At 71.6% G+C, this 12,721-nt stretch carries 10 protein-coding genes; 9 read left to right on the top strand and 1 reads right to left on the bottom strand.

All coding sequences use genetic code 11. The features are described from left to right. The first annotated feature begins 65 nt into the window (after positions 1–65). The 7 genes from OG520_RS33450 (at position 66) to OG520_RS33420 (ending at position 8,002) form a co-directional block, all read left to right on the top strand. Positions 66–1,265 (top strand): aminotransferase class V-fold PLP-dependent enzyme, encoded by a 1,200-nt coding sequence (locus OG520_RS33450; protein WP_406015584.1) that lies wholly within the window; start codon positions 66–68, stop codon positions 1,263–1,265. Beyond that, positions 1,250–2,578, top strand: a complete 1,329-nt coding sequence (locus tag OG520_RS33445) for an extracellular solute-binding protein (RefSeq protein WP_406015583.1) — start codon at positions 1,250–1,252, stop codon at positions 2,576–2,578. The genes OG520_RS33450 and OG520_RS33445 overlap by 16 nt, the downstream gene beginning before the upstream one ends. Positions 2,579–2,583: 5 nt before the next feature. After that, positions 2,584–3,546: a carbohydrate ABC transporter permease gene (locus OG520_RS33440; protein ID WP_406015582.1), complete on the top strand. Its 963-nt coding sequence runs from the start codon at positions 2,584–2,586 to the stop codon at positions 3,544–3,546. Then, positions 3,543–4,358 (top strand): carbohydrate ABC transporter permease, encoded by an 816-nt coding sequence (locus OG520_RS33435; RefSeq protein ID WP_399334871.1) that lies wholly within the window; start codon positions 3,543–3,545, stop codon positions 4,356–4,358. Before OG520_RS33440 ends, OG520_RS33435 begins: the two co-directional genes overlap by 4 nt. 5 nt (positions 4,359–4,363) lie before the next feature. Continuing rightward, the gene (locus OG520_RS33430; RefSeq protein ID WP_406015581.1) at positions 4,364–6,217 is read left to right on the top strand and encodes a glycoside hydrolase family 36 protein; all 1,854 of its coding nucleotides are present in this window, start codon (positions 4,364–4,366) and stop codon (positions 6,215–6,217) included. A 58-nt stretch (positions 6,218–6,275) separates the two neighbouring features. Further along, positions 6,276–7,304, top strand: a complete 1,029-nt coding sequence (locus OG520_RS33425) for a LacI family DNA-binding transcriptional regulator (protein ID WP_406015580.1) — start codon at positions 6,276–6,278, stop codon at positions 7,302–7,304. A gap of 170 nt (positions 7,305–7,474) precedes the next feature. Beyond that, positions 7,475–8,002 carry a GNAT family N-acetyltransferase gene (locus OG520_RS33420; protein WP_406015579.1) on the top strand — a complete coding sequence of 176 codons (528 nt, stop codon included), beginning with the start codon at positions 7,475–7,477 and terminating at the stop codon, positions 8,000–8,002. Positions 8,003–8,260: 258 nt separating this feature from the next. Here the strand turns inward: OG520_RS33420 and OG520_RS33415 are convergent, their stop codons facing one another. Beyond that, positions 8,261–9,631, bottom strand: a complete 1,371-nt coding sequence (locus OG520_RS33415; protein ID WP_406015578.1) for a peptidase C39 family protein — start codon at positions 9,629–9,631, stop codon at positions 8,261–8,263. A gap of 175 nt (positions 9,632–9,806) precedes the next feature. On the opposite strand from OG520_RS33415, the gene OG520_RS33410 reads away from it, so the two are divergent. Both OG520_RS33410 and OG520_RS33405 read left to right on the top strand, forming a co-directional pair. Further along, positions 9,807–10,436 (top strand): uridine kinase, encoded by a 630-nt coding sequence (locus tag OG520_RS33410; RefSeq protein WP_406015577.1) that lies wholly within the window; start codon positions 9,807–9,809, stop codon positions 10,434–10,436. 361 nt (positions 10,437–10,797) lie between these two features. Continuing rightward, a complete protein-coding gene (locus tag OG520_RS33405) occupies positions 10,798–12,711 on the top strand; it encodes an AAA family ATPase (RefSeq protein ID WP_406015576.1) in 1,914 nt (637 codons plus the stop codon). Positions 12,712–12,721: the final 10 nt, after the last annotated feature.

Here is a 12,721-nt window from a genome sequence, read left to right as displayed (position 1 = left end):
GAACCTTCAAATCCCCGGAAAGTACGTACAGCAAGCTCTGTTAGGGCAAATTTTTGAACGATCAAATGCATCAGACATCCGAAGCCGTCACCCCCGCGGCCCCCGGTCCGGCTCCCGCCCGCGGTCCGATGGTGGGCTACCTCGACTACGCCAGGGTCGGCCCGCTCTCCCGCCCGGCCGCCGCCGCGCTCGCCGACGCGACCGCGCTCGCCGCCCGCGTCGACCCAGCCGACCTCGACCGGCTGTTCGCCCTCGGCGACGCCGCCCTGGCCTCGGCGGCCCGGCTGCTCGACGCCCGTCCGCACGAAATCGCCCTCGCTCCGTCCACCAGCAACGGCCTGTTCACCGTGGCCGCCGCACTCCACGGCCCCGGTACCGTCCTGGTGCCCCGTGGCGAGTTCCCCGCCAACCTCTACCCCTGGCTCCGCTTCGCCGGCCGCGGCGGCCCCGCCGTCCGTCTCGTCGACCCGGCCGGGCAGCGGCACATCACCCCCGACCTCCTGCGCCGCCACCTCACTCCCGATGTCACCGCCCTCACCGTCAGCGCCGTCGACTCGCTCACCGGCCACCTGGCACCGCTCGCCGCCCTCAAGGAGGTCCTCGGGCCCGGCCGGCTGCTGATCGTCGACGCCATCCAGGGCCTGGGCGCCGTCGCGCTCGAAGCGGATGCCGCCGACATCCTCGTCAGCGGCGGCCAGAAGTGGCTACGGGCCGGCTGGGGAGCCGCACTGCTACTGATCCGCGACCGGTGCGCCGAGCACCTGGCTCCCGGGCTCGGCGGCTGGGCCGGCGTCGCGGATCCCTTCGCGCCCCGGCATCCGGCGCCGCCGCTGCCCGGGGCCGCCGCCCACCTCGCCACCAACCCGGACTTCCCGGCCGCCGCGGCCCTCGGCGCGGCGATCGACGACCTGGTCGGCCAGGGCGGACCGGCCGTCGTCGGCGGTCGCATCCGCGCCGTCCTCGACGAACTGCTCGATCGTGCACGCCAGGCCGGTGCCGAGGTCCTGCTGGACGGGCTCGGGCCCCAGGAGCGCGGCGGCATCGGCGCTTTCCGGCTGCCCGGTCGTGATCCCGCCTCCGTCCACCGCGCCCTCGAAGCGGGCGGAGTCATCACCACCCGCCGCGACGAGTGGATCCGGCTGTCTCCCCACGCTTCGACCCCCGACGCCGCCGCGGACCTGCTCACCGAGGCGCTGCAGGCCTTCACCCGCCCCACGTCCCACTCCATGTCCCACTCCCAGGAGCCCACATGTCCCACCAACTGAGCCGCCGCCGTCTGCTTCAGCTCGCCACCGCCTCCGTCGCCGGACTCGGCCTCACCGCCTGCGGCGACAACGGATCGGGCAGCGCCGGAGGCGACGGCGACAGCGGCAGGATCACCGTCTGGAGCTGGACCACCGCGGCCGAGGGCCTGCGCAGCGTCGTCCCCTCCTTCGAGCGGGACAACCCCGGCATCAAGGTCGACGTCCAGGACGTCGGCAACCCGGCCATCTGGGACAAGATCACCGTCGGCCTCGCCTCGGGCGGCAAGGGCCTCGCGGACGTCCTGCACATCGGCGTCGACTACCTGCCCGGTTACCTGGACAAGTTCCCCGACGGCATCGCCGACCTGTCCGGGCTCGGCGCCGACACGTACAAGGACGCCTTCGCCAAGGGTCTGTGGCCGACCGTCATAGGCAAGGACAAGGCCGCCCACGCCCTCCCCTGGGAGGTCAACCCGCTCGGTCTCTTCTATCGGCACGACCACTTCGAGAAGGCCGGTGTCGACCCCGCCGACATCAGTGACTGGAACGACATGACCGCCGCAGGGTCGAAGATCCTCGACGCCACCGGTGTCCGGCTGCTCGGGCTCGACAAGACCGGCGCCACCCAGGACATGGACTTCTTCCAGAACCTGATGCAACTCCAGGACGTCTTCTACTTCGACCAGGACGGGAAGATCACGCTCGCCTCCCCGGCCGCCGTCAAGGCCCTCACCATCATCAAGCGGCTCAACGACGCCGGCCTGATCGCCGACACCGCGGGCCAGGGCACCGAGAAGCGCCTGCTCAGCCAGGGGAAGCTCGCCACCTACGCGGAGGCGGCCTGGGCCGTGGAGTATCTGGCCTCCACGTTTCCCGAGCAGAAGGGGAAGTGGCGCTCCATGCAGCCGCCCGCCGCCGTTCCCGGTGGCAAGCGCAACGCCATCGTCAACTCCACCTACCTGACCGTCTCCGGCTCCAGCACGCGCCGCAAGGCCGCCTGGCAATTCATCGAGTACGCGCTCACCAAGCCCGCCCAGATCAACCGGATGTTCGCCTCCGGCGGCGTCTTCCCCGCCCTCAAGGCGGCGTACGACGACCCGAGGTTCAGCGCGCCGCACCCCTTCTACGGCGGCCAGAAGGTGCTGAAGCCCTTCGTCGAATCGCTCTCCGCCGATACCCGGGCCACCAACTTCACCGGCGACTACGCCCGCGCCCTCAAGTTCGCCAGCGACGCCCAGAGCCAGGTGCTGATCAAGGGCGCCGACCCGGCCGACGCCCTCAAGAAGGCCGCCGAGCAGCTTGCCCAGCAGACCGGTCGGCAGCAGGCGGCCTGACCACCATGTCCCTCGCCCCGTCCGAACACGCTCCCGCCACCGCCACCGCCACCCCGGCCGGCCGCGGCACCACCGACCGGAACGGCCGCACCCGCTCGGGCCGCCGCCGACTGCTGACCCGCACCTCCGTCCCGTACCTGCTGATCATGCCCGCCGTGCTGGGCTTCGCGATCTTCAAGGCGTACCCCATCGTCGCCTCGCTCTGGATCAGCCTCACCACCGGCAACGGCGCCGGTCGGCACTTCACCGGGCTCGACAACTACCAGCGCCTGCTGAAAGACCCGCTGTTCTGGACCGCGCTGAAGAACACCGCGCTGATCCTGGTCGTCCAGGTGCCGCTGATGCTCGGTCTCGCCCTGCTCGTCGCCCTCGGCCTCAACTCCACCAAGGTCTGGCTGCGCCCGCTCTGGCGGCTCGGCGTCTTCGTCCCCTCGCTGACCGGTCTGGTCGCCGCGGGCGTGATGTTCTCCGTGATCCTCAACCGCGACGCCGGACTGTTGAACTGGGTCCTCTCCCTGTTCGGCATCGACCGGGTGAACTGGCTCGGCAGCCCCTTCTGGGCCCGCGTCGGCGTCGTCCTCGTCATCACCTGGCACTACACCGGCTACAACGCGGTGATCTACCTCGCCGGCCTGCAGGGCATTCCCCAGGAGCTGTACGAGGCCGCGAAGGTCGACGGCGCGGGACCGATCCGCCGCTTCGTCTCCATCACCCTTCCCCAGCTGCGCCCGATCCTGCTCCTCACCGTGGTGCTCTCCACCATCGGCACCCTGCAGCTCTTCGACGAGCCGTACGTCCTCACCGGCGGCGGCCCCGACAACGCCACCTTGACGGTCACCATGTACCTCTACAACAACGGCTTCAAATACTTCGACTTCGGCTACGCCTCGGCTCTCGCCTACGCGCTCGCGCTGATCGTGGCCGTGCTCGGCTTCCTGCAGGTCCGCCTGATGGGAGAGCGCAAGTGAAACGCCGCAGCCTCCTCCTCACCCTGCTCCTCGCGGGCGCCTTCGGGCTCTGCGTCGGTCCGTTCTACTGGCTCGCCATGGCCGCCACGCAGGAGAACAGCGACGTGTTCTCCTGGCCGCCGAAGCTGCTGCCCGGCGGTCACCTCATGGAGAACCTCCAGGGGCTCCAGGATTCCATCGGGCTCACCCGCGTCCTGTTCAACACCGTGCTGGTGGCGGGCGTTCAGACGGTCGGCGCGGTCGTCGTCTCGGTCCTCGCGGGCTACGCCTTCGCCAAGTTCGAGTTCCGCGGGCGCAATCTGTTCTTCGTCCTGCTGCTCAGCACCCTCGTCCTCCCCGACACGGTGATGCTCATCCCGATCTTCGAGATGATGATGAAGCTGGGCCTGATCGACTCCTACCAGTCCGTCGTCCTCCCCGGCCTGGTCACCCCGTTCGGCATCTTCCTGATGCGGCAGGCACTGCGCTCCATGCCCGACGAGCTCCTGGACGCGGCCCGCGTCGACGGCGCCGGCGAACTGCGGGTGCTGTGGCGGATCGTCATCCCGGTCAACCGGCCGGTCATCGCGGCGCTCGCGCTGTTCGTCTTCCTCGGCGGCTGGAACCAGTTCGTCTGGCCGCTGATCGCACTGCGCAGCCCCGACATGTACACGCTGCCCGTGGCCACCGCCACCCTGCAGGGCCTTGCGACCACCAACTACGCGCAGGTCCTGCTCGCCGCCGCCATCGCCGCCGTCCCCGTGATGGCCCTCTTCCTCGTCCTGCAACGCCAGTTCATCTCCGGCCTGCTGGCCGGGGCCACCAAGGAGTGACCGCCATGACCACCGAAGCGCCCGCGGTCCCGCAGCAGCCCGTCCCGGTCTGGCGCCCCAACACGCCGGCCGACGCGACCCCCGACACCGTCGTCCACCAGCAGCTCGCCACCGGGCTGCTCCACGGTGCCGACGCCCCGCTCACCGTCCACCTCACCGGGCTCGGCTGCGACCGGCTGGAGACCACCGTCACCCCGGCCGGCGACGGCGTGGCCCTGATCGAGGTCACGGCGTCGGCCGCGGCCACCGTCCGCGCCGAATGGCGGATCCCCTGCGTCGGGGCCACCGCCTACTGGACCCCGGACACCAACGCCTCCCGCTGGCTGCCGCCGTCCTGGGTCGCCCCCCGGGCCGTCTCGCTCGCTCTGGGCGCCCCCGTGGCCAGTCTGGTCGGCGCCGACGACCGCGCTCTGTGCACCGCCGCCGCCGGCGAGACCTCCGCACCCGTGCGCGTCGGTGCCGGTGTGGTGGAGGAGAGCGGCGAGTTCGCCTTCACCGTGGAGCAGGACCTCACCCCGGACGGGCCGCCGCTGCGGCTGCGGATCGACCTCAGCGACCGCCACTTCGCCGCCACCCTGCAGGCCGTCACCGACTGGTGGGCCGAGGGCCTGGACCACCCCGGCATCGCGCCCGCCGCCCGGATGCCCGCCTACTCCACCTGGTACAGCCTCCACCAGAACGTCGACACCGCCGCCGTCGAGCGCCAGGCCGCCCTCGCCGCGGCCGTCGGCTGCGAGAGCATCATCGTCGACGACGGCTGGCAGACCACCGACCGCGCCCGCGGCTACGGCCACTGCGGCGACTGGGAGCCCAACCCGGCGGCCTTCCCGGACCCCGCGGCCCATGTCGCCGAGGTCCACCGGCTCGGCGTCGCCTACCTCCTCTGGTACGCGGTGCCGTTCATCGGCCGGCACAACGACGCCTGGGACCGCTTCCAGGGCATGATCCTGCGCGAGGAGCCCCACCTGGACGCGGCCGTGCTCGACCCCCGCCACCCCGAGGTCCGCGCCCACCTGGTCGAGAAGGTCTCCCGCGCCGTCGAGCAGTGGGACATGGACGGTCTGAAGCTCGACTTCATCGACCGCTTCGCCGTCACCGACCCTCCGCCCGCCCCGGCCGGCGCCGACCGCACCGCCGTCCACGAGGGCGTGCTCCAGCTGCTCGCCGACCTCGACACCCGTCTGCGCCGCACCCGGCCGGACGTGATCGTCGAGCACCGCCAGCCGTACGTCAGCCCGGGGCTGTGGCCGTACGCCACCATGGTCCGCGCCACCGACTGCCCGCTCAGCCCCGCCGAGAACCGCCAGCGCACCGTCGACTGCCGGCTCACCGCGGGCCCGCTCGCCGTCCACGCCGACATGATCACGTGGCACTCCGCCGAAACGCCCGAGTCCGTTGCCGTCCACCTCGTCAACGCCCTGTTCTCGGTGCCGCAGATTTCCGTCGACCTCGCCGCCCAGAGCCCTGAGCAGCTCGCCACCCTGCGCTTCTGGCTCGGCGTCTTCCGCCGGTACGCCGATGTCCTCCAGCTCGGCGCCCTGGAACCCGCGCGACCGGACCTCGGCTACCCCCTGGTCCGCGCCCGCGACCACCACACCACCGTGGTCGCACGCTACGCGCCGCTGCCCGTCGCCCTCCCGGACCGGCGCGCCGCGGACGGCCCGCAGACCCTGCTCGTCGCCAACGCGGACCGCGACCCCGTGGTGCTCCTGACCGCCACCCGGCCGGAACAGACCCTCGCCCGCGTCCAGGACTGCCGTGGTGAGATCCTGTCGGAGACCGTTCTCGACCTCGTCGCCGGGGTGAACTCGGTGACCGTGCCGACCGGTGGCCTGCTCACCCTGACCCGCGAGCACTGACGACCGGGGGCCGGGGGCGGCCACCCGCCGCCCCCAGCCCGCCGACCACAGAGGAACGATGACCGCTCGACAGGTGACCATCGAGGACGTCGCACACGCGGCCGGAGTCTCCCGCCAGACCGTCTCGAACGCTCTCAACGCACCCCACCGGCTGCGCGCCACCACCCTCGCCCGGGTCACCGCCGCCATCGACGAACTCGGTTACCAGCCCGACCAGTCCGCCCGCAGCCTGCGCACCGGCACCCGCAAGGTCATCGGCTATCCCGCCCCCGCCGACAACCCCGCCGACCCCAACCCCCTGATGGGCGGCTTCCTCCAGGCGCTGGTGACCGCCGCCGACGCCGTGGGCCACCGCATCCTGGTGTTCCGCTCCGACCCCCAGCAGGGCGCCGCAGCAGTCGCCAGGTCCTTCAACGGCCTGATCGCGGCCCGCCAGGTCGACGGGTTCGTCCTCTCCGACGTCGTCCACGACGACCCCCGCGTCGACGTGCTCGCCGAGGCCGGCTTCCCGTTCGCCGCCTTCGGCCGCACCGCCCCCGGGCGCCCGCAGAACTGGGTGGACATCGACTCCACCGCCGCCACCGCCGCCCTGACCGGACTCCTGCTCGACCAGGGCCACCGCCGGATCTGCTACCTCAACTCCGCCGCGTCCCTGCCCTGGCTCGCCGACCGCAGGGCCGGCTTCCTGCAAGCCGCGGCCGCCGCCCCTGACGGCGCCTTCGAGGTCGGCGTCCCCGACGACGACCCGGCCGCGCTCTCCCACGCCGTCGAGCGCCTGCTCACCGGCCCCGACCGCCCCACCGCCCTGGTCTGCGCAAACGACTGGCTCGCCCTGTCCGCCTACCAGGCCGTCCGCGCCGCAGGCCTCGTCGTGGGCGACGACGTCGCCGTCACCGGCTTCAACGACATCCCGCTCTGCACACTGCTCCAGCCCGCCCTCACCAGCGCGCGCCTGCCCCTGGCCGCCATCGCCCACGTCCTCGTCGACCGGCTGATCACCGCCGTCGAGGACCCCGCCGCCGCCGAGGCGAGCGGGCTGCTGCTTCCTGCGGAGCCGGTCGTGCGCGGCAGCACGCCGGGGCGGTAACGGAGGCCGCCGGCCGTCACACCGGCTCGGCGGCCTTGCGCAGCAGGACGACCGACCACCTGCGGTCCGTCCGCCCTTGCCACGGCGGCGGACCGGTCGAGCTCGACTACGGGCTGAAGCCGATGAGGGCCGTGCGAGGTGCTCGCGGGGCATCGTGAAGGAAGGCCGCCGTGACCCACGTGATCGAAGCCCCCCACGCCGAGGACGCCGAGTCTCTGGGGCCTGTGCAGTTGAGGGCCTGGCTGCAGACGTATCCCAACGAGGAGGCGGGGATAGACGAGAGTTGGATACGTGAGCACCGAGGCTCCTCCGCCACCGAGGAAGGCATCGCTCAGTGGCGGGAGTTCATAGTGGCGGCGAAGCAACGGCCGGACCTGCTGTTCTGCCGTGTCGTCCGCTCCGATACGGAGATCGTCGGTTTCCTCTGCGGCCGCCGGGACGACGTGGTCACCCTCGGGCCGATGTATCTGCTGAACGAGGCCCAGGGCGAAGGTGTCGGGGGGCGAATGATGAGCGAATTCCTGGCCTGGGCAGGAAGCGCATCCATGCGCCTATGGGTCACCGAGTACAACGAGCGCGCGGTCCGCTTCTACGAGCGCTACGGATTCAAGGCCACGGGTGAACGAGAGATTTGGCGAGGAAGGCTGCCCAACGTGCGCATGATCCGCAACTCCACGTCGAGTGACGACCTCGGCTGAGCCGCCCGGTTCCGGACTCGCCGCGACGTGAGGGACGGCTTCGACCGGGTCGGGCTCTTTCAGTTCATCTCCAGTTCATCGGTGACTCGATGCCGTCTGCGGCACTGCCGTGATCGCCCTGGCGCCCTGCTTCGAAAGGGCCTCCGGCGCAGGTCAGAGGCCCTCTCGAAAGCAAAGCCGCAGATGGCGGCCACCTCGCCCAGGACGGCCGGGAACGCTGCCGTCAGGTGGTCGAGGCGGCCGTGGCTGCGCACATGCTCAGAGCAGGCCGAACGACTTCAGCACCCGGCGCTGAGCCGGTGTCGGCCGGGCGGGCCAATAGAGGTAGCACACTCCACCCGTACCGCTCCTGACCTTGCCGTTCGCGTCGTACCGTTTGGTCCTCAACCAGATGTTCTCCCACTCCCTGCGCTTGTAGACCCGGCGCACGGCCTCGTTGCTCGGCGAGGCCGGGTCGTTCGCGATCACGTCGCCGTCCGCGGTGAACCCGATCACGGTCATCAGGTGGCCGGAGGTCCCGTATCCCGCGCCGGTCAGCTCCTCCTTGAGGAAGGACTGCGACGTTATGGCCGGGATGCCCGCGCGGATCAGCGTCTCCAGGTCCGCGAGCGAGTCCAGCCGGGTCACCGCCGCGCTCATCTCGTCGTACGTCGCGGCGTACGCGGCGTTGAACGGCCAGTTGCCGCAGCCCTCGTACTGGTAGTCGTAGGTGAACCGGGCGGCGTGGCAGACCTGCGGGTCGGCCAGGCCGGGCTTGACCCAGGCGAGCTCCTCGGCGGTCGGGCGGCGCCCCCAGTACTCGATGATCATCTGCGAGGAGGTGGGGCTGCACCAGGCCTCGCCGCCGTTGTCGTACTCGGGGTACTGGCCCGCGTGGACGTTCTGCGAGTAGCGCGGCACCCGCAGCTCACGGGCGAGGCCGGGGTTGCTGGCCGGCACGGTGAAGCGGTCCGGGATGTCGGACGCCATCGCGCCGAGCCGCCGGACGGTGGGCGTCAGGCGGCTGCCCGGGGTGCGGTGGAGGGTGAGCCGCAGCCGGTACGAGACCAGTCGCAGTCCGCTCGCGGGGTCGTCCACCGAGAAGGTGTCGGTCCAGACGGAGCTTTTGCCGTCGGTCTGGTCGTCGACGGAGGTACGCCGGATGTCGCCGTCACCGGCGGCCCAGCGGCCCATCACGTACCAGGGTGTCGAGGTGCTGTCCGAGTAGCGGCCCTGGAGCTCGATCTGGATCCAGGTGCCCGCCGGGGTCTCCGCGTTCCAGGAGGCGATCACCTCGGTCGCCGGGACGGTGGACCGGTGGACCGGAGAGGTCCAGCTCGCGTACTCCCAGGTGGCGGTCGTACCGGTGTGCGGATCGGTGTAGTCGGTGCGCCCCTCGGCGTGTCCGATCACCAGACCGGGGCGGCGGCCCGCGACGACGCGCGTCCCGGCGCCGGAACCGGCGCGCCAGTCCGTGTAGGTGTGCCAGAAACCGTTGTCCACGGCAGGGCCCGCCGCCGAGGAGGCATCGGACGGGACGGCGGACGGAACGGCGGCGGCCGCGGGACCGGCGGGCGACACCGCGCCGGCGGTGGCCGCTGCCGCGAGCGCGGCAGTCAGCACGGTTCTGCGTGAGGTCGGTCTGTTCATGGGCGAGACCCCCGGTCGTAGGCGGAGTGGGGCGGCAGGTGCACGACAGTGCGCCAACTATCGCGGGTCGTGGCCGGATCCGGCCAGCGATTCGACTCGCGCCGGTAAACCAATATTGGTCTGGTCCACTGGCGTGACCTGCGGCTGCTCCGGCGCGGCTCGTAAGCTGGTGGACATGAACGACCTCTCGCCCCTCGCCGCGCGGCTGCGCGCCCTGCCGCCGTCCTGCGGGCCGGTACGGCTGATCGCCGTCGACGGCCACGCGGGGTCGGGGAAGAGCACCTTCGCCGCCCGCCTGTCCGCCGCCCTCGACGACGCCCCGGTCCTGCATCTGGACGACCTGGCCGCCCATGGCTCCTTCTTCACCTGGGTGGACCGGCTGCGGGAGCAGGTGCTCGGGCCACTGGAGCGCGGCGAGTGCGCGCGGTACGCGCCGTACGACTGGACCGCGCGGCGTTTCGGAGCGCCGCGCGGGCTGGAGCCCGCACCGGTGGTCCTGATCGAGGGGGTCGGGGCCGGCCGCCGGGCGCTGCGGCCGCGGCTGGCCCGGCTGTTGTGGATGGATCTCGCCGCCGCGGAGTCCTGGGAGCGCGGCCGCCGCAGGGACGGGCCGGCGCTCTCGGAGTTCTGGGACGGGTGGACGGCGGCCGAGGCGGAGCACTTCTCGGCCGATCCCTCACGCTCCCACGCGGACGCCCTGGTACGGCAGTTGCCCGTGGGGTACGAGTTGCTGGAGGGACCCGGAACGGAAGCAGGAGCGAACCATTCCGTCACCGAACGTGAGCGCAGCGCTCCGTCGTATTGAATGGTGAGAAATCGCCCCGCAAGTGCCTCAACTCTGCTTGACCCGGGGGCGGTACAGGTCTTACGTTCTCAATGTGCGGCTTTTCGGAGCCCCCATGGACGCGAAGCCCCCGATTGTTCCCCCGTGATCGGGGGCTTCGTTCTGCCCTCGCGCCCCCTCCCCCACACCGGTTCAGTGGATTCCACTCACCCTGGGTCACGGTCTCCCTTCCGCCTGCGGCGCACTTAGTCGCACACACCCTGCGCAGGTACGATGCCTCTCGGTGCGGTCAATTCCCGTCCGCGGCAAAGTGATTCGGCGCGCCCCGGTGGGCAGAATCGTGCGGCGGGACATCCTGGGGGCACGGTTTGTGGGGGACCAGATGGACATCGGCACGCAGGGCGCACAGGCCCCGGCCGACCTCGCCTGGCTGCGCGGCGTGGACGCCTACACGATGGGCGCCTACCCACAGGCCGAGGAGGAGTTCAGGGCCGCGGTTCGCCTCGATCCCGGCATGGCGGACGGCTGGCTCGGCCTCCATGCGCTGAGGGTCGACACGACGACCGCGCTGCTGCGCATGTACCGCCATCGCGAGCGCTTCGGTGAGCAGCGCACCCGCCATCGGCGCACGCTCAACTCCTGGTACTGGCTGGGCTGGTGGGTGCAGCCGGTCCTGGAGAGCGCGCGCGATCTGCTGCTCGCGCACGCCTCGCACTGGCTGGACGGCCGCCATGTCCCCGAGCTGGACCGGGCGCTCGCGGGCCTGCCGCCGGTGGACGCGGACCCGCAGGTGCGTTTTCTGCATGCCTGCCGCTCGTATCTGGTCAAGGACTGGGAGCAGCTCGTACGCAACACCGAGCGGCTGATGGACGATCCGCTGCTCGGCATCGAGGCGGGGCTGTTCGGCGGCATGGCGCGGGTGCGGCTGGAGATGTACGGGCAGGCCGAGCCGCTGCTCTCCACCGCCCTGATGCGCTGTCGCAGCGAGCAGCCGCAGCGCAAGGAGCTGCGCTACTGGCTGGCCCGTGCGCACGAGGGCACCGGTCGCAGCGCCGCCGCCCTGCCGCTCTACCGGGCGGTGCACCGCATCGACCCGGCGTTCATGGACACCTCGGCGCGGCTCGCCGCCATCGCCGACTACGACGGCCTGGAGGGCTCCGACGAGGCCGCGGGGCTGGCCGCCGTGTCGCTGGCCGGGCTCGGCACGGACAACACCGTGTCGGAGGCCCAGCCGGAGGCGGATCCGCTGCTCGGCGCCGATCCGCCGGACGGCCGGGAGCTGCGGCCCGGCGGTGAGGGGCCCGGTCTTCCGGGCATCGGAATGCCGCCGCCGTCCGGCGGGGCCCGGCGCAGGGCCGCGGTGCCCGGACAGCCGCGGTCCCCGTTCCCGGCGGGGCCCAGCGATCCGGTGCTGCTCGCCGAGGCGCTGGCCGAGCTGGAGCGGATGGTGGGTCTGGAGCCCGTCAAGCGCCAGGTCAAGGCGTTGTCCGCGCAGTTGAACATGGCGCGGCTGAGATCCGGCCAGGGGCTGCCCGTGCAGCCGCCGAAGCGCCATTTCGTCTTCTCCGGCCCGTCCGGCACCGGCAAGACCACGGTGGCCCGCATCCTGGGCCGGGTCTTCTACGCGCTGGGGCTGCTCGGCGGCGATCACCTGGTCGAGGCCCAACGGGCTGATCTGGTGGGCGAGTTCCTCGGCCAGACCGCGGTCAAGGCCAATGAGCTGATCGACTCGGCGCTCGGCGGGGTGCTCTTCGTCGACGAGGCGTACAGCCTCGCCAACAGCGGTTACAGCAAGGGCGACGCGTACGGCGACGAGGCCCTGCAGGTCCTCCTCAAGCGCGCGGAGGACAACCGGGACCATCTCGTCGTCATCCTCGCGGGCTACCCGGAGGGCATGGACCGGCTGCTGGCCACCAATCCGGGGCTCTCCTCGCGCTTCACCACCCGGGTGGACTTCCCGAGCTACCGGCCGCTGGAGCTCACCTCGATCGGCGAGGTGCTGGCGGCGGAGAACGGCGACGCGTGGGACGAGGAGTCCCTGGACGAGCTGCGTTCCATCAGCGGCCATGTCGTCGAGCAGGGCTGGATCGACGAGCTGGGCAACGGACGGTTCCTGCGCACCCTGTACGAGAAGAGCTGCGCCTACCGCGATCTGCGGCTCTCCGGCTATGCGTCCGTGCCGAGCCGGGACGATCTGGCCACCCTGCGGCTGCCGGACCTGATGCAGGCGTACGGCGAGGTGCTGTCCGGCCGGGGGCCGGTGGACCGGGGGCCGCAGGAGCCGCCGGCCCTGTGAGTCCCCGGTT

Origin of the sequence: Streptomyces sp. NBC_00984, assembly GCF_045162475.1 — a bacterium.
Taxonomy (GTDB): Bacteria; Actinomycetota; Actinomycetes; order Streptomycetales; family Streptomycetaceae; genus Streptomyces.
The sequence above is the reverse complement of the archived record's forward strand: the minus strand, read 5'-3'. Positions and strand labels throughout refer to the sequence as shown.

Excerpts from the sequence above, each read along its gene's own strand:
- OG520_RS33450 (WP_406015584.1), top strand. The coding sequence starts at position 66 with ATGCATCAGACATCCGAAGCCGTCACCCCCGCGGCCCCCGGTCCGGCT.
- OG520_RS33415 (WP_406015578.1), bottom strand. The coding sequence starts at position 9,631 with ATGAACAGACCGACCTCACGCAGAACCGTGCTGACTGCCGCGCTCGCG.
- OG520_RS33410 (WP_406015577.1), top strand. The coding sequence starts at position 9,807 with ATGAACGACCTCTCGCCCCTCGCCGCGCGGCTGCGCGCCCTGCCGCCG.
- OG520_RS33445 (WP_406015583.1), top strand. The coding sequence starts at position 1,250 with ATGTCCCACCAACTGAGCCGCCGCCGTCTGCTTCAGCTCGCCACCGCC.
- OG520_RS33425 (WP_406015580.1), top strand. The coding sequence starts at position 6,276 with ATGACCGCTCGACAGGTGACCATCGAGGACGTCGCACACGCGGCCGGA.
- OG520_RS33430 (WP_406015581.1), top strand. The coding sequence starts at position 4,364 with ATGACCACCGAAGCGCCCGCGGTCCCGCAGCAGCCCGTCCCGGTCTGG.
- OG520_RS33405 (WP_406015576.1), top strand. The coding sequence starts at position 10,798 with ATGGACATCGGCACGCAGGGCGCACAGGCCCCGGCCGACCTCGCCTGG.
- OG520_RS33440 (WP_406015582.1), top strand. The coding sequence starts at position 2,584 with ATGTCCCTCGCCCCGTCCGAACACGCTCCCGCCACCGCCACCGCCACC.